Below are 18,421 nucleotides of genomic sequence, written 5' to 3'. Positions count from 1 at the left end.
GAGAGGGGAGAGCCCATGACATCGATCTATTCGTTTTCGGCGCGCACACTGGGCGGCGAGGAAGTGAACCTCGAGCGCTATCAAGGCAAGGTGTTGCTGATCGTCAATACGGCGAGCGAATGCGGGTTCACGCCGCAATACGCGGGCTTGCAGAAGCTGTACGACGGTTACGCGGCGCGCGGGCTGACGGTGCTCGGTTTTCCGTGCAACCAGTTCGGCAAGCAGGAGCCGGGCGACGCGGCGCAGATCGGCGCGTTCTGCGAGAAGAACTACGGCGTGACCTTCCCGATGTTCGACAAGGTCGAGGTGAACGGGGCGAACGCGCATCCGCTATTCCGCTATCTGACGGGCGAGGCGCCGGGCCTGCTGGGGCTCGAGGCGATCAAGTGGAATTTCACCAAGTTCCTGATCGGCCGCGACGGCGAGGTGGTCAAGCGTTATGCGCCGTTGACCAAGCCCGAGGCGATTGCCGAGGACATCGAGAAGCTGCTTTGAGTGGCTGCTTTGAGTTGCCGCGTTGAGTTGCCGCTTTGAGTTGCCGCGGAGCGTAAGGCAAGGAACCGGCGCAAATGCAACGCAGCTAGAGAATCGGCGCGAACAGCCGCGCCACGTGCATCAACACGCGCCGCAGCGCGCTCGCATGCCGGTACTCGTTGCGATCGATTTCGATCGATTCGGCGAAGTCCTCGAGCAGCATCGCCTCAACCTCTTCGGCGAAGCCGCGGTCCACGGTCAGCACCATGATCTCGAAGTTGAGCCGGAACGAGCGGTTGTCGAGATTGGCGCTGCCGATCGCGGCGGCCATGCTGTCGATCAGCACCACCTTCTGATGCAGAAAGCCCGGCTGGTAGCGAAAGATCCGGATACCCGCGCGTAGCGAGTCGTACGCATACAGCTTCGAGGCTTCGAACACGACCACGTGATCGCGCCGGCACGGAATCATGATGCGCACGTCCACGCCGCGCAGCGCGGCGAGCCGCAAGGCCGCGAACACGGCTTCGTCGGGGACGAGATAGGGCGTGGTGATCCAGATCCGTTCGCGCGCCGCGTTGATCGCTTCGACGAAAAAGAGCGAGCAGGTCTCCTGTTTGTCGGCCGGGCCGCTCGGCACCACGAGGCAGTGCATGTCGTGACCGGCCGGGCGCTCGGCGGCCGCCGGCGCGGCGGGCATGTCGAACACGGGCAATTGCTGGGTCGCCCAGTGCCAGTCCTCGGTGAACACGAACTGAATGCTCGCGACCGCGGGGCCGCGCACCTCGATATGCGTGTCGCGCCACGGCGAGAGCGGCGGCCTCGCGCCGAGATATTCGACGCCAATGTTATGGCCGCCGACAAACGCGCGCTCGCCGTCCACCGAAACGATCTTGCGGTGATTGCGAAAGTTCAGTTGCAGCCGGTTTACGAACCGGCGATGGGTGGCGAACGGATGCATTTCCACGCCGCCTGCGGTTAGCGCCGCCACGTAGCGGTGCGGCAGATCGAAGCTGCCGATGCTGTCATACAGGAAGTAGACGCGCACGCCTTGTTTCGCCTTCGCGATCAGCACGTCCTTGAACATTTCGCCGAGCGCATCGGCGCGCACGATGAAGAACTGCACGATCACGTAGTGGCGCGCGTTTTCGATCGCCTCGAAGATCGCGTCGAAGGTCGCCGTGCCGTTCACCAGCGTGCGCACCGAGTTGCCCGGCAGAAACGGCATGCCGCCGAGCCGCGTGAGCGAATGCACGAGCCTTGCGCCGAGCGCCTGCATGGGCAGTCCCGTGGACGAAGCCTGCTCGTCCCACTCCGGCGGGTGGGCGCGTGCGCGCAGCAGTTCGTTTTCGACGCGGCGCGCGTCCGCATAGCCGGCGAACTTGCTGCGGCCGAGGAACAGGTAGGGCACCAGCGTCAGATAAGGCATCGCGACCAGCGACACGGCCCACGCGATCGCGCCTTGCGACGTGCGGGTATTCAGAATCGCGTGGCACGCCGCGACGACGCCCAGGATATGAGCGAGGGCGACCAGCGTGCCGACGTGAAGCAGGTCGAATTGCATAGGCAGGCGAAGGATTGGAAAGCGCGCTCCGAGTCACTTCCGGGAGTGTACTCAGACGCGCCGCGCGGCGAGCGACAAGCGTAGCCGACCGCCGCGCCCGGCCCGCGATAAACCGTTACACCGGCAGATCGGCGGCCTGGATCAGGAACACGTTGTCGTCGCCGGCGCTGGTGGAGAGCCATACCAGATCGAGGCCGCCGAACGCCGCCTCGACGTGCTGGCGCTCGTTGCCGATCTCGATCACGAGCACGCCGTTTTCGGTGAGCCAGTTGCGCGCGTCGGCGATGATCCGGCGCACGACGTCCATGCCGTCGGCGCCGCCCGCGAGCGCCATGTCCGGCTCGTGCTTGTATTCGGCGGGCAGCTCCCGCATCGACGCCGCGTTCACGTAAGGCGGGTTGCTGATGATGACGTCGTAGCGCCGTTCGGCGAGCGGCGCGTACAGATCGCCTTCGAAAAGGGCGATGCGGTCGTCGAGCTTATAGTCCGCGACGTTGCGCGCGGCGACTTCCAGCGCGGGCGCCGACAGATCGACCGCGTCGATATCGGCGTTCGGAAAGGCATGCGCCGCGAGAATCGCGAGGCAGCCGGAGCCGGTGCACAGTTCCAGCACTGCGCTCACCTGCTCGGGATCTTCCACGTACGGTTGCAGGCCGTCCTGCAGCAACTCGCCGATGAACGAACGCGGCACGATCACGCGCTCGTCCACGTGGAAGCGAAAGCCGTGCATCCACGCTTCCTGCGTGATGTACGCGGCCGGCACGCGTTCGGCGGCGCGGCGCTCGATCACGTTCAGCACGGCGTCGATTTCGGCCGCGCTCAAGCGCGCATCGAGAAACGGCTCCAGCAGATCGAGCGGCAAATGCAGCGTATGCAGGATCAGATAGGCGGCTTCGTCGTAAGCATTGGCCGAACCGTGGCCGAACGACAGCCCGGCCTGGTTGAAGCGCGACACCGCGAAACGCAGCAGGTCGCGGACAGTGGAAAACGGAAGCGTCATCGCAATTAGTCCTTGTTCAGGCGATCAGTTGTTCGAGCACGCGGCGGTACACGTTTTTCAGCGGCTCGATGTGCGCGAGTTCGATATGTTCGTCGATCTTGTGGATGCTGGCGTTCAGCGGACCGAATTCGACCACCTGTTTGCAGATGCGCGCGATGAAGCGGCCGTCCGAGGTGCCGCCGGTGGTCGACAGTTCGGTGCTTACGCCGGTTTCATCCGCGATCGCCTTGGCGAGCGCATTCGACAGGTCGCCGCGCGGCGTGAGGAACGGCAGGCCGCTCACGGTCCATTGCAGATCGTATTCGAGCCCGTGCTTGTCGAGGATCGCATGCACGCGCGCCTGCAGACCCTCCACGGTGCTGGCCGTCGAAAAGCGGAAGTTGAACATCACGTCCGCGTGGCCCGCGATCACGTTGGTCGCGCCGGTGCCGCTGTGAATGTTCGACACCTGCCACGTGGTGGGCGGGAAGTATTCGTTGCCGTCGTCCCAACGTTCGGCGACCAGTTCCGCGAGCGCGGGCGCGAGCAGATGCACGGGGTTTTTCGCCAGATGCGGATAGGCGATGTGGCCTTGCACGCCCTTGACGACCAGCTTGCCCGACATCGAGCCACGCCGGCCGTTCTTCACCGTGTCGCCGAACCGTTCGCTCGAAGTCGGCTCGCCGACGATGCAGTAGTCCATGCGCTCGCCGCGCGCCTCCAGCGCCTCGACCACCTTGACGGTGCCGTCGGTGGCGGGGCCTTCCTCGTCGCTCGTGATCAGGAACGCGATCGAGCCGCGATGCGACGGGTGGGCCGCGACGAATTCCTCGCTCGCCACCACGAAGCCGGCGATCGACGTTTTCATGTCCGCCGCGCCGCGGCCATACAGCTTGCCGTCGCGATGGGTCGGCTCGAACGGCGCCGAGCGCCACTGTTCGAGCGGGCCGGTCGGCACCACGTCGGTGTGGCCGGCGAAGGCGAGCAGCTTGCCCGCGGTGCCGTCGACGCCGCGCTTGACGGCCCACAGGTTGGTCACGCCGTTCGATTCGATCGTCTCGTGTTCGAAGCCGATGGCGGACAGGCGTTCGATCAGCAGGCGCTGGCAATGCTGGTCGTCGGGCGTGACGGACGCGCGCGCGATGAGTTGTTCGGTAAGGGCGAGGGTGCCGGACATGGATTTCGTACAAGCCACTTGGAAATGAAAAAATGCCGGCTGGCGGTTGAACACCGCAGCCGGCAACGGCTTTCAGGCAACGCGGCGAGGCCGCGTGTCGACTTCTTGTTGCGTTCGGGCGTGGCTTCACGCAAACAGCGTTGCGTATTCGTCCGCGGAAAAACCGAGCGACTTGACCCGACCGTTGACCACCAGCACCGGCCGCTTGATCACCGAGGGCTTGTGGATCATCAGCGCGATCGCGCCCGACTGGGTATCGGCGGCCGCCTTCATGTCGTCGGCCAGGCCGCGCCAGGTGGTGCCGCGCCGGTTCAGCAGCGCGTCGAGCTTCACGTCCTTCAGCCAGTCCTGCACGAGCGGCTCGGTCACGCCGGCTTTCTTGAAGTCGTGGAACTCGAACTCGACGCCGTGCTCTTCCAGCCACACGCGGGCTTTCTTCACGGTGTCGCAGTTCGGGATGCCGTAGACGACGGTTTTGGTGCCGCGTGCCATCAATCGCCTCGCAGCAGCTCGTTCAGGCCGACCTTGGCGCGCGTCCTGGCGTCGACCTTCTTGACGATCACGGCGCAGTACAGGCTATGCGAGCCGTCTTTCGACGGCAGGTTGCCCGCCACCACCACGGAGCCCGCCGGAATGCGGCCATACGACACTTCGCCGGTTTCGCGATCGTAAATCTTGGTGCTCTGGCCGAGGTACACGCCCATCGAGATCACCGAGTTTTCCTCGACGATCACGCCTTCCACCACTTCCGAGCGCGCGCCGATGAAGCAGTTGTCCTCGATGATGACCGGGTTCGCCTGCAGCGGCTCCAGCACGCCGCCGATGCCCACGCCGCCCGACAGGTGAACGTTCTTGCCGATCTGCGCGCACGAGCCGACGGTGGCCCACGTGTCGACCATCGAGCCTTCGTCCACATAGGCGCCGATGTTGGTGTACGACGGCATCAGCACGACGTTCCTCGCGATGAACGAGCCGCGCCGCGCGATGGCCGGCGGGACCACGCGAAAGCCGCCGGCGGCGAAGTCTTCAGCGGTGTAGTTGGCGAACTTCGACGGCACCTTGTCGTAGAACTGCGAGTAACCGCCGGCCGGCATCGGCGCGTTGTCTTCCAGGCGGAACGACAGCAGCACCGCTTTCTTCAGCCATTGATTGACGACCCAGTCGCCGTCCTTCTTCTCGGCGACGCGCAGCGCGCCCTTGTCCAGTTGCTCGATGGCGTGGGCGACGGCTTCGCGCACGTCGGCCGGCGCGGCCTTCGGCGACAGCTCGGCGCGGTTTTCCCAGGCGGTGTCGATGATGCTCTGAAGTTGTTGCGACATATGCGTGTTTTCTGAAGAGTTGAAGTCGGAAGAAGGGATGCGGTGCGGGGGCGTTAAAGCAAACTCAACCCGCGAGCGCGCGGCAAAAGTCGACGATCCGTTGCGCGCCCTGGGTGCATTCGTCGACGTCGGCGACGAGCGCCATGCGCACGAAATTGCGGCCGGGGTTCACGCCGTGCGCGGTGCGCGCGAGAAACGAGCCCGGCAGAACCGTCACATTATAGTCGGCGTACAGGCGCTGGGCGAACCCGGTATCCGTAAGGCCCGTGCGCGAGACGTCGGCCCACAGATAAAAGGCGGCGTCGGGCAGGCGCACGTCGAGCACTTCGGCGAGCATCGGCGTGACGGTGGCGAACTTGCGCACGTATTTCGCGCGGTTCTCGCGCACGTGCGCTTCGTCGTTCCAGGCGGCGATGCTGGCCGCCTGGTACACCGTCGACAAGGCCGCGCCGTGATAGGTGCGGTAGAGCAGGAAGGCTTTCAGGATCGCCGCGTCGCCCGCCACGAAGCCCGAGCGCATGCCCGGCACGTTCGAGCGCTTGGACAGGCTCGACAGCATCACGAGCCGCTCGAAGCCGCGGCCGAGCTTGTGCGCCGCTTCGAGGCCGCCGAGCGGGGGATGGGCTTCGTCGAAATAGATTTCCGAGTAGCACTCGTCGGAGGCGATCACGAAGCCGTAGCGGTCCGACAGCGCGAACAGTTCGCGCCAGTCGTCGAGCGTGAGCACCGCGCCGGTCGGATTGCCCGGCGAGCATACGTAGAGCAGTTGCGTGCGCGCCCAGATGTCGGCCGGCACTGCCGAATAGTCGCAGGCGAAGTTGCGCGCCGGGTCGCTGTTCACGAAGTACGGCTGCGCGCCGGCCAGAATCGCCGCGCCTTCGTAGATTTGGTAGAACGGGTTCGGACAGAGTACGATCGCAGGCTCGCCTTCGGCATTGCGTTGCGGGTCGATCACGGTCTGCGCCAGGGCGAACAGCGCCTCGCGCGAGCCCGACACCGGCAGCACCTGGGTGGCGGCGTCGACCGGCGGCAGGTCGTAGCGCTGCGTGACCCATTGCGCGATCGACTCGCGCAGCGGCTGCGAGCCGATCGTTGCCGGATACGCGGCCAGGCCGCCGAGCGAGGCGACCACCGCGTCGCGGATCAGCGCCGGCGTGGGATGTTTCGGCTCGCCGATGCCGAAGCTGATGTGCGCGAGGCCGGCCGGCGGCGTGATGTCCTTGAAAAGCGCACGCAGCTTTTCGAACGGATAGGGCTGGAGGGAATCGAGGAGCGGGTTCACTGGACGGTTCGGGCCTGATCGAAGATGGGCGTGGACGGATGCAGGAAGATGCCGGCACGCGCGCCGGCGGCAAAGCGCTGACCAATGCGCGAGACAGACAGCAGCGGGACGGCGGTAAAACAGCAGCGGGACGGCAGCCAAACGGACGGCGGCGAGCGGATGATTATAGCGTGGCGCGCATGGCGTAGCGCGTGGCCGTTCGCGGTCCCATCAGCCCTCTCACGACACGGCGCAGCGCTGACAAGCGGCTGGCCGCGCCGCCCGCCAGGTGGCGCAGCGCAGGCGACGCAGCGGGAACGACGCGAGCCGCCGACGGTTCGCGCAAGAAAGAAGCAGGAGCAGCAATGGTCGTAGCAGTCGTCAAGACATTCGAGACATTCGGACGAAGCGGGCGCGATAAACCCGCGGCCCCCAACAGCAGCACCGCCGGCGGTTCCGCAAGGAGCGCGGCATGACCAACTGGCTTCGCCACGGCTGGCCGACGCTTGCGATCATGCTGGGCGCTTCGGTGTGGGGCATGATCTGGTATCCACTGCGCATGCTCGCGGCGCTCGGCGTGACCGGCACGGCGGCGAGCGCGCTGACGAGCGGCGCCGGCTGCCTGTTCGTGCTGCTGGTGCGGCGTCACGCGCTCAAGACGGTGCGCTGGCATTGGCTGCTGCCGGCGTTGGCGCTGGCGGCCGGCATCACCAATCTCGGCTTCGTGTGGGGCTCGATCCACGGCGAGGTCATGCGCGTGTTGCTGCTGTTCTATCTCACCCCGGCATGGACCGCGCTGTTCGCGCACTTCATCCTGCATGAACGGTTGACCTGGCCGGGCGCGGGCCTCGCCGCGCTGTCGCTGGCCGGCGCGATGACGATGCTGTGGTCGCCCCGGCTCGGCCTTCCCGTGCCCGGCAATCTCGCCGAATGGGCGGGCCTCGCGGGCGGCATGGGCTTCGCGATGAGCAACGTGCTGATCCTCAAGACGAGCCGCGTATTGCCCGACATGAAGCCCGAAATGCGCACCGCGACGATCTTCGGCGGCGCGGCGCTTTTCGGCGCGTGCGCGTCGTTGTTCGAGGCCATGCCCGCGCCGCCCACCGGCGCGCATCTCGGCACCGCCGCGCTGCTGGTGCTCGGCCTCGGCTTTCTGCTGGCGTCGAACAATATGCTGGTGCAGTACGGGCTCGCGCGCGTGCCGGCCAATCGGGCCTCGATCATCATGCTGTTCGAACTCGTGGTCACGGCGTTTTCCGCGTGGCTTTTTGCCGGCGAGACGCCGGGGCCGCGCGAATGGGCGGGCGGCGCGTGCATCGTGCTGGCGTCCGCGCTGTCGAGCTGGATGCATCGCACGAGGGCTTTGCCGCCCGATCCCGCCAATCAGGACGTGAGCGCCGCCATCGATCCCGATACAGACCGTAAGGACGGTAAAAACCGTCCACGCGCGATGGTATGATTGCCCCTCATTAGCTGAAGCACGTTGGACAGCGCGTGCTCAGCGCCCATATCGCAGGGCGTTGCGGGGTGTCGCGAGCCTTTGCCGTTTCGCTGCTTCGGCGCGCGGCAGGCGCGGCCCTCGCGAGCCACTTTTTATTTTCCCTTTTCCAACAGCGAATCCGCCGTGCGTCTGACCTCGATCAAACTCGCTGGCTTCAAGTCATTCGTCGATCCCACGCATTTCCAGGTTCCCGGCCAGCTAGTTGGCGTGGTCGGGCCGAACGGGTGCGGCAAGTCCAACATCATCGACGCCGTGCGCTGGGTGCTCGGCGAATCGCGCGCCTCCGAGCTGCGCGGCGAGTCGATGCAGGACGTGATCTTCAATGGCTCGACCGCGCGCAAGCCGGGTAGCCGCGCCAGCGTCGAACTCGTGTTCGACAACGCCGACGGCCGCGCCGCCGGCCAGTGGGGCCAGTATGCCGAAATCGCCGTGAAGCGCGTGCTCACGCGCGACGGCACCTCGAGCTACTACATCAACAATTTGCCGGCGCGCCGCCGCGACATTCAGGACATCTTCCTCGGCACCGGCCTCGGGCCGCGCGCTTACGCGATCATCGGGCAGGGCATGATCGCGCGCCTGATCGAGGCGAAGCCGGAAGAGCTGCGCGTGTTTCTCGAGGAAGCCGCGGGCGTGTCCAAGTACAAGGAACGTCGCCGCGAGACCGAGAACCGTCTGCACGATACGCGCGAGAACCTGACGCGGGTCGAGGACATCGTCCGCGAACTCGGGGCGAATCTGGAGAAGCTGGAAGCGCAGGCGGTCGTCGCCACGCGCTACAAGGAATTGCAGGCCGACGGCGAAGAGAAGCAGCGCCTCCTGTGGCTGTTGCGCAAGAACGAAGCCGGCAGCGAGCAGGAGCGCCAGCAGCGCGCGATCGAACAGGCGCAAATCGACCTCGAGGCGCAAACCGCCAAACTGCGCGAAGTCGAGGCGCAACTGGAAACGCTGCGCGTCGCGCATTACTCGGCCAGCGACGCGATGCAGGGCGCGCAAGGCGCGCTGTACGAGGCGAACGCCGAAGTCAGCCGGCTCGAAGCCGAGATCAAGTTCATCGTCGAATCGCGCAACCGCGTGCAGGCGCAGATCGCCGCGCTCACCGCGCAACGCGAGCAGTGGCAGTCGCAAGCCGAAAAGGCGCAAGGCGATCTGGAAGAAGCGGAAGAGCAACTGGCCGTCGCCGAGGAAAAAGCCGCGCTCGCCGAAGACGAAGCCGCTGCGAAGCACGACGCGATGCCCGCCCTCGAAGCGCGCTGGCGCGACGCGCAGACGGAGTTGAACGCCGAGCGCGGCGGAATCGCGCAGACCGAACAGGCGTTGAAACTCGAAGCCGCGCATCAGCGCAATGCCGATCAGCAATTGCAGCAGTTGCAGCAGCGTCACGAGCGCCTGAAGCTCGAAGCGGGCGGTCTCGACGCACCCGACGAAGCGCAGCTCGAAGACCTGCGCATGCAGCTCGCCGAGCACGAAGAAATTCTGCACGACGCCCAGGCGCGTCTCGCCGACGCGCACGAAACACTGCCGCGCCTCGACGGCGAGCGGCGTGCCGCGCAGGAGCGCGTGCAGGCGGAAAGCGCGCAGATTCATCAACTGGACGCGCGCCTTGCCGCACTCAAGCAATTGCAGGAAAACGTCCAGACCGAAGGCAAGATCCAGCCGTGGCTCGAAAAGCACGAACTGAGCGGCTTGCCGCGTCTTTGGAAGAAGCTGCACGTCGAAGCCGGTTGGGAAACCGCGCTCGAAGCGGTGCTGCGCGAACGGCTCGCCGCGCTCGAAGTATCGAATCTCGACTGGGTTAAAGCGTTCGCAACCGATGCGCCGCCCGCCAAGCTCGCGTTCTACGCGCCGCCGCTGGCCGGGCAGCCGGCGGCCGCGTCGGCCACGCTGCGGCCGCTGTTGTCGCTGGTTCGTATCGACGACGCGGGCATCCGCGCGGTGCTGAACGACTGGCTCGGCCTCGTCTTCATGGCCGACGATCTGCAGCAGGCGCTCGCCATGCGCGCGCAATTGCCCGAAGGCGGCTCGTTCGTCGTGAAGGCGGGTCACGTGGTGACGCGCGTCGGCGTGCAACTGTATGCCGCCGATTCGGAACAGGCCGGCATGCTGGCGCGTCAGCAGGAAATCGAAAACCTCGCGCGCCAGGTGCGCGCGCAGGCTTTGCTCGCCGACGAGGCGAAGGCCGCCGCGATCCGCGCCGAAGCGGCTCATACGCAAGCCACGCAGGCGCTGAGCGACGTGCGTCAGCAGGCGGAACGCGCGACGCAGCGCGTGCATGCGCTGCAGATGGACGTGCTCAAGCTCACGCAGGCGCACGAGCGCTACACCCAGCGCAGCACGCAGATTCGCGAAGAGCTCGAGGAAATCACCGCGCAGATCGAAGAGCAGCGCGCGTTGCGGGCGGAGTCGGAAGCGAACTTCGAGCGTCATGACGGCGAACTCGCCGAATTGCAGGCGCGCTTCGAGGATCATCAACTGGCGTTCGAGGCGCTCGACGAAGCCCTCACCGCCGCGCGCGCGCAATCGCGCGATCTCGACCGTGCCGCCACCGACGCCCGTTTCGCCGCGCGCAACATGGCGAATCGCATCGACGAATTGAAGCGCAGCATTCAGGTCGCGCATGAGCAGAGCGAGCGCGTCGCGGCATCGCTGGAAGACGCGCGCGCCGAACTGGAAACGATCAACGAGCAAACGGCGCACACCGGCCTGCAGGACGCGCTCGACATCCGCGCGGTCAAGGAAGAAGCGTTGCACGCCGCGCGTCTCGAACTCGACGATCTGACCGCCAAGCTGCGCGCCGCCGACGAAACCCGTCTCACCGCCGAGCGCGCGTTGCAGCCGCTGCGCGACCGCATCAACGAATTGCAGTTGAAGGAACAGGCCGCGCGTCTGAACGGCGAACAGTTCATCGAGCAACTGGCCGCGGCCGGCGTCGATGAAGCCGAACTGCAAGCCAAGCTCACGCCGGACATGAAGCCGTCGTACCTGCAAGGCGAGGTCACGCGCATCAACAACGCGATCACGGCGCTCGGGCCGGTCAACATGGCCGCGCTCGACGAACTGAAAGCGGCGACCGAACGCAAGTCGTTCCTCGACTCGCAATCGGCCGATCTGACGAGCGCGATCGAAACGCTCGAGGACGCGATCCGCAAGATCGACGGCGAAACGCGCACGCTCCTGCAAGGCACCTTCGACGAAGTGAACCGTCATTTCGGCGAACTGTTCCCGCGTCTGTTCGGCGGCGGGCAGGCCAGGCTGATCATGACCGGCGACGAAATTCTCGACGCCGGCGTGCAGGTCATGGCGCAGCCGCCGGGCAAGAAGAATTCGACCATTCATCTGCTGTCGGGCGGCGAAAAGGCGCTGACCGCCACCGCGCTGGTGTTCGCGATGTTCCAGTTGAATCCGGCGCCGTTCTGTCTGCTCGACGAAGTGGACGCGCCGCTCGACGACGCCAACACGGAACGTTTCGCGAACCTCGTGCGCGCGATGTCGGACAAAACCCAGTTCCTGTTCATCTCGCACAACAAGATCGCGATGGAAATGGCGCAGCAGTTGATCGGCGTGACCATGCAGGAGCAGGGCGTCTCGCGGATCGTGGCCGTCGACATGGAAACGGCTGCCGGTTTCGCCCAGAATATCGTTTGAGTTTTCGTTTGAGTCGAGCATCGCGGGCGCCCGCGTTCAGCGCAGCGGCCATCGGCCGCGCGACACGTGGAGCGGGCGCAGCGCCGCGCATATAAAAGAATTGCTGATGGAGCATGCATGGACGAGTTGACACTCGGTTTGATCGGCGCGGGTGCCGTGGTGGTCGGGGGCGTGGTCGTGTACAACGCGTGGCAGGGCGCCAAGGTGCGCCGCAAGATGCCGCGACCGATGCCGGCCGATACCGCCGAAAGCTTCGCGCGGGACGATCAGCAGGAACAAAGCCCGTTCATCGAACCGGCCCGGCCGACCACGCGGCGCGAGCCGGTGGCGGGTTCCGATGCGGCGGCTGAAACGGCGGCTGCGCGCGTCGAGCCGACGTTCGGCGCGAGCGCCGCGCCGCTCGATACGCCGGCCGATATTCAGGCCGAGACGACCTCGCCGAACGGGTATCCGGACGCCGGGAGCGGAGCCGAGGCGGCTGATGCCGGCAAGATGTCCAAGGCCGGCAAGGCCACGACGGGAACGCCAGCAGGCCAGCCAGCAGGTCGGCAAGCGCACGAGCCGGTCGAGCCGATCATGCCCGCCGCCACGACCATTTCGTCGGCGCCGCCCGCCATCGTCGATCGCCGCATCGACTGTATCGTGCCGATTCGTCTGAACGGCCCGGTTGCCGGCGACAAGGTGATTCCGCTCGCGCAACGTCTGCGCCGCGCCGGCAGCAAGCCGGTGCATATCGAAGGCAAACCCGAGGGCGGCGCGTGGGAACTGCTGCAAAACGGCGCGCGCTATGACGAACTGCGCGCGGCCGCGCAATTGGCCAATCGCAGCGGGGCGCTCAACGAACTGGAGTTCTCCGAGTTCGTGACCGGCGTGCAGCACTTCGCCGACGCGCTCGATGCGTCGCCGGAATTTCCCGACATGCTCGAAACGGTGGCGATGGCGCGTGAGCTCGACGGTTTCGCCGCGCAATGCGACGCGCAGTTGTCGATCAACGTGCTCTCGGATGGCGCGCCGTGGTCGGCGAATTACGTGCAGGCGGTTGCGTCGCAGGACGGCTTGCTGCTCTCGCGCGACGGCACGCGCTTCGTCAAGCTGGACGCGAAGCAAAGCCCGGTGTTCATGCTGCAATTCGGCGACACCAACTTCCTGCGCGACGATCTCACCTACAAGGGCGGGCAGATGATCACGCTGGTGCTCGACGTGCCGGTGGCCGACGAGGACATCCTGCCGTTCCGTCTGATGTGCGACTACGCGAAATCGCTGGCCGAGCGTATCGGCGGGCGGGTGGTCGACGACGGCCGCCGTCCGTTGCCTGAAACCGCGCTGCTCGCCATCGAAAAACAGTTGATGACGCTTTACGCCAAGCTCGAGCAGGCGGGCATTCCGGCCGGTTCGCCGGCCACGCGGCGCTTGTTCAGCCAGTAAGTCCAGCGCATTGCAGGTTGTGTCAGACGGCCGCACGATGTGCGGCCGTCCGCGTTTGAGGAACGCGCATCGCGACGCTTTGGCGGGCCGCTTGCAGGGAAAGCCGGGCGCGAGAAACTGGCCGTTCGGCCGATGTAAAGGGGCACGCTTCCTGCGATAATCCAATGTCTGAATTTCATTGAAAAGACCTTCCGACAGCATGGCCCGAACCTCCGTCCCCAATCCAGCAACCAGCGCTCCGGCAGAACGGGCCGCGTGGCTGCGCGCGGAACTCGAACGCGCGAACTACGCGTATTACGTGCTCGATCAGCCGGATCTGCCGGACGCGGAATACGACAAGCTCTTCAAGGAGTTGGAGCAGATCGAGGCGGAGCACCCGGACCTGATCGTGCCGGATTCACCCACCCAGCGCGTGGGCGGCGAGGCGGCGAGCGGCTTCGAGCCGGTCCTGCACGATCAGCCCATGCTGTCGCTGAACAACGGCTTTGCCGACGAAGACATCGTCGCGTTCGACAAGCGCGTCGGCGATACGCTCGGCAACAACGCGAAAGAGCCGCCGGTGCCGGTCGATTACGCGACCGAGCTGAAGTTCGACGGCCTCGCCATTTCGCTGCGTTACGTCGACGGCACCTTCGTCCAGGCGGCCACGCGCGGCGACGGCACCACCGGCGAGAACGTCACCGAGAACGTTCGCACGATCCGCTCCATTCCGCTCAAGCTAAAAGGCAAGCGCGTGCCGCACATTCTCGACGTGCGCGGCGAAGTGCTGATGTTCAAGCGCGATTTCGAGCGCCTGAACGAACGGCAACGCGCGGCGGGGCACAAGGAGTTCGCCAATCCGCGCAATGCGGCGGCGGGCAGTCTGCGGCAACTCGATTCGAAGATCACCGCGCAGCGGCCGCTGTCGTTTTTCGCTTATGGAATCGGCGTGCTCGACGGCATGGAGATGCCGGCCACGCATAGCGAACTGCTCGACTGGTACAAGGAACTCGGTTTGCCGGTGAACGGCGAACGGGCGGTGGTGAAGGGCGCCGCGGGTTTGCTGGCATTCTTCCACGGTGTCGGCGAGAAGCGCGACCAGTTGCCCTACGACATCGACGGCGTGGTCTACAAGGTCAACCGTCGCGATGAGCAGGACGCGCTCGGCTTCGTATCGCGCGCGCCGCGCTTCGCGTTGGCGCACAAATTCCCCGCGCAGGAAGCGCTGACCAGACTCGTCGCGATCGACGTGCAGGTGGGCCGGACCGGCGCGATCACGCCGGTCGCGCGGCTGGAGCCGGTGTTCGTCGGCGGCGCGACGGTGACGAACGCCACGCTGCACAACGAAGACGAAATACGCCGCAAGGACATCCGCATCGGCGACACGGTAATCGTGCGGCGTGCGGGCGACGTGATTCCCGAGGTGGTGAGCGCGTTGCTCGACCGTCGCCCGGACGACGCCCGCGAATTCGTGATGCCCACGCATTGTCCGGTGTGCGGCTCGAACATCGAACGGCTGCCGGACGAGGCGATCGCGCGCTGCACCGGCGGACTGTTCTGCCCCGCGCAGCGCAAGCAGGCGCTGTGGCACTTCGCGCAGCGGCGCGCGCTGGACATCGACGGGCTGGGCGAAAAGATCATCGATCAACTGGTCGAGCAGAACCTGGTGCGCACGCCGGCCGATCTCTTCAACCTCGGTTTCGCAACGCTCGCCGAACTCGACCGGTTCGCCGAAAAATCCGCGCAGAATCTGCTCGACTCGCTCGACAAGGCCAAACACACTACGCTGGCGCGTTTCATTTACGCGCTCGGCATTCGCCATGTGGGCGAGTCGACGGCGAAGGATCTGGCGAAGCACTTCGGCTCGTTGAATCCGATCATGGATGCGTCCGTCGAAGCCTTGCTGGAGGTCAACGACGTGGGGCCGGTGGTCGCGGAGTCGATTCATCAGTTTTTCGCCGAGGAACACAACCGCACGGTGATCGAGCAACTGCGCGCGCCAGGCAAGGTAACGTGGCAGGAGGGGCCGCCCGCGCCGAAAGCGCCGCAAGGCGTGCTGGCCGGCAAGACGGTGGTGCTGACCGGCACCTTGCCTTCGCTGGCCCGCGAAGAGGCGAAGGAAATGCTGGAAGCGGCCGGCGCGAAAGTGGCGGGGTCCGTGTCGAAGAAAACGGACTATGTGGTGGCGGGCGCCGAAGCCGGCAGCAAGTTGGCGAAGGCCGAGGAACTCGGCATTCCGGTACTCGACGAAGATGGTATGCGTAAGCTCCTGGAGGGGCAGTTATGATCCGCGAAATTCTCAAGATGGGCGATCCGCGCCTTTTGCGCATTGCCGATCCGGTCGATCACTTCGATACGCCGGAACTCCATGAACTCGTCAAGGACATGTTCGAGACCATGCACGATGCGAACGGCGCGGGGCTCGCCGCGCCGCAGATCGGCGTCAATTTGCAGGTGGTGATCTTCGGCTTCGGGAGCAACGAACGCTATCCCGACGCGCCGCCGGTGCCCGAAACGGTGCTGATCAATCCGACCATCACGCCGGTCTCGCTGGATATGGAGGAGGGCTGGGAAGGCTGCCTGTCGGTGCCAGGCCTGCGCGGTGCGGTGAGCCGGTTCTCGATGATCAAGTATCACGGCTTCGATCAATTCGGCAAGCCGATCGATCGCGTCGCCGAGGGCTTTCACGCGCGGGTCGTGCAACACGAATGCGATCACCTGATCGGCAAGCTGTACCCGATGCGGATCAACGATTTCGCGAAGTTCGGCTTCACCGAGATCCTGTTTCCGGATATGGATCCGAATAGCGACGATTGAGGCTGCGTTTCCGAATCGCGGCATAAAAAACCCACGCGCTTGCGTGGGTTTTTTGTTGGGCGTCAAGCCGTTCGCGGTGTCGTTTCCGGCTGCTCTTCCGTCTGCTCGACCGGCCAGCCGAACGCGTTAAAACGACTCGTCCGGCGACAGATAGCGCCATTGCCCCGGCGGCAGCGCGCCGAGCGTCACCCGTCCCATCCGCACGCGCTTCAGTCCGACCACCTCGAGGCCGACCAGCTCGCACATGCGGCGGATCTGGCGCTTCTTGCCTTCGCGCAGCACGAAACGCAACTGCTCGCCGTTTTGCCAACTGACTTGCGCGGGCTTCAGCGGCACGTCGTCGAGCGACAGGCCGTGGCGCAGCAACGCAAGGCTTTCGGGCGGGAAGTGGCTTTCGACATCGGTGGTGTGCTCGCCGTACGACACGCGCACCAGATACTCCTTGTCGATCTCCGAATGGCCGCCGATCAGTTGCTTGGCGATGCGGCCGTCCTGCGTCAGCACCAGCAGGCCGGTCGAATCGATGTCCAGCCGTCCGGCCGGCGCCAATTGCCGCAGATGCGCGACCGAGAAGCGAATCGCGGAGCGGTCGCCTTCCCAGCGGTTTTCCGGCGTGACCAGCGTGATGGCCGGCTGATAGCCGTCTTCCGCCTGGCCCGACACGAAGCCGACCGTTTTATGGACCAGCACGGTGACCTGGCTCGCTTGCGCGGCTTCGGCGGCGGGGTCGATCTCGATGCGCTGATCCGGACGAACCTTGGTGCCGAGCGTGTCGATCCGCTCGCCGTCGACCAGCACCCAGCCTTTCTCGATCCACTCGTCGGCTTCGCGGCGTGAGCACAGGCCGAGTTCCGACATCAGCTTGGACAGGCGCAAGGTGCCGGGCGCGTCTTCGTAATCGCGACGCGGCGTGCGCGGGGCTGCGTCCATCTCGGGATTGCGTTTGGTGCGCGTTGCGGGCGCCGTGCCGCGCGGCTTGTCCGCACGCGCGGGGCGGTCGTCGCCGAAACGGCGCGAGGCGGCCGGCAGCGTTTTGTCGACACTGCGGGCAGGGCGCTCGGCGCGTTCGCCACGTTCGCCGGTTCGCGCCGGGCGGTCGCCGAATTCACGTTTGGCCGGCGCACGTTCGCCGCGATCGTCGCGCGGTGCGCGCGCCGGACGGTCGGAGCGGTCGCCATAGCCGCTCTTGACGGGTTTTGCGAAGCCGCGCTCGCCACGCTCGGACGAGCCGCGCTCACCCTCGAAACGGCGCGGCGCGCTGTCGCTGCGCGGTGCCCGCTCGCCGCCGGAGCGGCGCTCTTGCGGGGCGCCACGGTCGCTACCGAAGCGCGGACGGTCAGCGCCTTCGTGTTCGCGTCGCGCCGGACGTTCGCCGCGCGGTCCGCCTTCCGATGGGCGGCCTGCGCCTGGACGCGGTCCGGTGAACGAACGGCGTTCGCCGTCATCGCGGCGCGGCGCGCGGTTGCCTTCGACGCTGCGGGGCGCGCGGTCGGTGCGGTTACCAGCGCCTTCGAAACGGCGGGGAGCGCGTTCGGCGCGATCGCCTGTGCTTTCGAAACGGCGCGGCGGGCGGTCGGTGCGGTCTCCGGCACCTTCAAACCGACGCGGAGCCCGTTCGCCTCGATCGCCAGCGCCTTCAAAGCGTCGGGGCGGGCGTTCGGTGCGATCGGCCGCACCTTCAAAACGGCGGGGAGCCCGTTCGGCGCGGTCCCCTGTACCTTCAAAACGGCGTGGGGCACGTTCGGTGCGATCGGCCGCGCCTTCAAAACGGCGGGGAGCCCGTTCGGCGCGGTCCCCTGTACCTTCAAAACGGCGTGGGGCACGTTCGCCGCGATCGCCAGCACCTTCAAAACGACGGGGAGCCCGTTCGCCGCGGTCCCCTGCGCCTTCAAACCGACGCGGCGCGCGCTCGCCCTCGGCGCGTCGCGGAGCCCGCTCGCCACTACCTTCAAAACGTCGCGGCGCGCCGCCGGCGCCTTCACGCCGCGGCGGTCGATCCGACGTCGTCCGGCGCGGCCCACCCGCATCCCGCTCGCGCGAAAACGACCCTTCCGCGCGCGGCGCGCGCGCGCCGGCGCCCGCAGGTTTCCCGCCCGCCGGCCGCTTGCCGCCGCCCGCCGCCTTGCCGGCGCCTTCACCCCGTGCCCCGCTAAAACCCGCCGTCGACGATGACGGCTTGGGTCCGACCGGACGCGTCGGCTTACGCGCCGACGTGCTTCCGGTACGGACAGGGGCGCGTTCGGACGAAGCCGGCCGCGGGTGCTTGGCTGTTAATTTGACTCGCAT

The 18,421-nt window shown here is 66.3% G+C and carries 13 protein-coding genes; 6 read left to right on the top strand and 7 right to left on the bottom strand.

Features of this window, described 5'->3' with window-relative positions; genetic code table 11:
- Positions 1–15: 15 nt before the first annotated feature.
- Positions 16–495 carry a glutathione peroxidase gene (locus ACTJLC_RS11510; protein WP_073427966.1) on the top strand — a complete coding sequence of 160 codons (480 nt, stop codon included), beginning with the start codon at positions 16–18 and terminating at the stop codon, positions 493–495.
- A gap of 85 nt (positions 496–580) precedes the next feature.
- Here the strand turns inward: ACTJLC_RS11510 and cls are convergent, their stop codons facing one another.
- The 6 genes from cls to dapC all read right to left on the bottom strand — a co-directional run bounded on the left by cls (position 581) and on the right by dapC (position 6,792).
- On the bottom strand, positions 581–2,035 hold the full coding sequence (cls, locus tag ACTJLC_RS11505; RefSeq protein ID WP_440844005.1) for a cardiolipin synthase: 1,455 nt from the start codon (positions 2,033–2,035) through the stop codon (positions 581–583).
- A gap of 115 nt (positions 2,036–2,150) precedes the next feature.
- A complete protein-coding gene (prmB, locus tag ACTJLC_RS11500) occupies positions 2,151–3,035 on the bottom strand; it encodes a 50S ribosomal protein L3 N(5)-glutamine methyltransferase (protein WP_073427968.1) in 885 nt (294 codons plus the stop codon).
- 16 nt (positions 3,036–3,051) lie between these two features.
- Positions 3,052–4,191, bottom strand: coding sequence for a succinyl-diaminopimelate desuccinylase (dapE, locus tag ACTJLC_RS11495; RefSeq protein ID WP_073427969.1), 1,140 nt, complete (start codon positions 4,189–4,191; stop codon positions 3,052–3,054).
- Positions 4,192–4,317: 126 nt separating this feature from the next.
- Positions 4,318–4,683, bottom strand: coding sequence for an ArsC family reductase (locus ACTJLC_RS11490; RefSeq protein WP_073427970.1), 366 nt, complete (start codon positions 4,681–4,683; stop codon positions 4,318–4,320).
- Positions 4,683–5,510: a 2,3,4,5-tetrahydropyridine-2,6-dicarboxylate N-succinyltransferase gene (dapD, locus tag ACTJLC_RS11485; protein WP_073427971.1), complete on the bottom strand. Its 828-nt coding sequence runs from the start codon at positions 5,508–5,510 to the stop codon at positions 4,683–4,685. The genes ACTJLC_RS11490 and dapD overlap by 1 nt, the downstream gene beginning before the upstream one ends.
- 64 nt (positions 5,511–5,574) lie before the next feature.
- Entirely contained in the window at positions 5,575–6,792 is a 1,218-nt protein-coding gene (dapC, locus tag ACTJLC_RS11480; protein WP_073427972.1) for a succinyldiaminopimelate transaminase, read from the bottom strand.
- Positions 6,793–7,243: 451 nt separating this feature from the next.
- Between dapC and ACTJLC_RS11475 the strand changes: the two genes are divergently transcribed.
- From ACTJLC_RS11475 to def, 5 genes are all read left to right on the top strand, one after another.
- Complete coding sequence (locus ACTJLC_RS11475) at positions 7,244–8,230, top strand: DMT family transporter (RefSeq protein ID WP_073427973.1); 987 nt, start codon at positions 7,244–7,246, stop codon at positions 8,228–8,230.
- A 165-nt stretch (positions 8,231–8,395) separates the two neighbouring features.
- Entirely contained in the window at positions 8,396–11,914 is a 3,519-nt protein-coding gene (gene smc / locus ACTJLC_RS11470; protein WP_440844001.1) for a chromosome segregation protein SMC, read from the top strand.
- Positions 11,915–12,031: 117 nt separating this feature from the next.
- Positions 12,032–13,339 carry a cell division protein ZipA C-terminal FtsZ-binding domain-containing protein gene (locus ACTJLC_RS11465; protein WP_073427974.1) on the top strand — a complete coding sequence of 436 codons (1,308 nt, stop codon included), beginning with the start codon at positions 12,032–12,034 and terminating at the stop codon, positions 13,337–13,339.
- 199 nt (positions 13,340–13,538) lie between these two features.
- The gene (gene ligA / locus ACTJLC_RS11460; protein ID WP_310134707.1) at positions 13,539–15,605 is read left to right on the top strand and encodes an NAD-dependent DNA ligase LigA; all 2,067 of its coding nucleotides are present in this window, start codon (positions 13,539–13,541) and stop codon (positions 15,603–15,605) included.
- Entirely contained in the window at positions 15,602–16,135 is a 534-nt protein-coding gene (def, locus tag ACTJLC_RS11455; RefSeq protein ID WP_083083854.1) for a peptide deformylase, read from the top strand. The genes ligA and def overlap by 4 nt, the downstream gene beginning before the upstream one ends.
- A gap of 126 nt (positions 16,136–16,261) precedes the next feature.
- On the opposite strand, the gene ACTJLC_RS11450 is transcribed toward def, so the two are convergent.
- The gene (locus ACTJLC_RS11450) at positions 16,262–18,421 is read right to left on the bottom strand and encodes a pseudouridine synthase (protein ID WP_440843999.1); all 2,160 of its coding nucleotides are present in this window, start codon (positions 18,419–18,421) and stop codon (positions 16,262–16,264) included.

The organism is Paraburkholderia sp. 22099 (genome assembly GCF_052045835.1).
Taxonomy (GTDB): domain Bacteria; phylum Pseudomonadota; class Gammaproteobacteria; order Burkholderiales; family Burkholderiaceae; genus Paraburkholderia; species Paraburkholderia terricola.
The sequence above is the reverse complement of the archived record's forward strand: the minus strand, read 5'-3'. Positions and strand labels throughout refer to the sequence as shown.

What these genes read in the sequence shown, in the direction of transcription:
- ACTJLC_RS11510 (WP_073427966.1), top strand. Translation starts at nt 16, where the DNA reads ATGACATCGATCTATTCGTTTTCGGCGCGCACACTGGGCGGCGAGGAA.
- cls (WP_440844005.1), bottom strand. Translation starts at nt 2,035, where the DNA reads ATGCAATTCGACCTGCTTCACGTCGGCACGCTGGTCGCCCTCGCTCAT.
- prmB (WP_073427968.1), bottom strand. Translation starts at nt 3,035, where the DNA reads ATGACGCTTCCGTTTTCCACTGTCCGCGACCTGCTGCGTTTCGCGGTG.
- dapE (WP_073427969.1), bottom strand. Translation starts at nt 4,191, where the DNA reads ATGTCCGGCACCCTCGCCCTTACCGAACAACTCATCGCGCGCGCGTCC.
- ACTJLC_RS11490 (WP_073427970.1), bottom strand. Translation starts at nt 4,683, where the DNA reads ATGGCACGCGGCACCAAAACCGTCGTCTACGGCATCCCGAACTGCGAC.
- dapD (WP_073427971.1), bottom strand. Translation starts at nt 5,510, where the DNA reads ATGTCGCAACAACTTCAGAGCATCATCGACACCGCCTGGGAAAACCGC.
- ACTJLC_RS11475 (WP_073427973.1), top strand. Translation starts at nt 7,244, where the DNA reads ATGACCAACTGGCTTCGCCACGGCTGGCCGACGCTTGCGATCATGCTG.
- ACTJLC_RS11465 (WP_073427974.1), top strand. Translation starts at nt 12,032, where the DNA reads ATGGACGAGTTGACACTCGGTTTGATCGGCGCGGGTGCCGTGGTGGTC.
- ligA (WP_310134707.1), top strand. Translation starts at nt 13,539, where the DNA reads ATGGCCCGAACCTCCGTCCCCAATCCAGCAACCAGCGCTCCGGCAGAA.
- def (WP_083083854.1), top strand. Translation starts at nt 15,602, where the DNA reads ATGATCCGCGAAATTCTCAAGATGGGCGATCCGCGCCTTTTGCGCATT.
- ACTJLC_RS11450 (WP_440843999.1), bottom strand. Translation starts at nt 18,421, where the DNA reads ATGCGAGTCAAATTAACAGCCAAGCACCCGCGGCCGGCTTCGTCCGAA.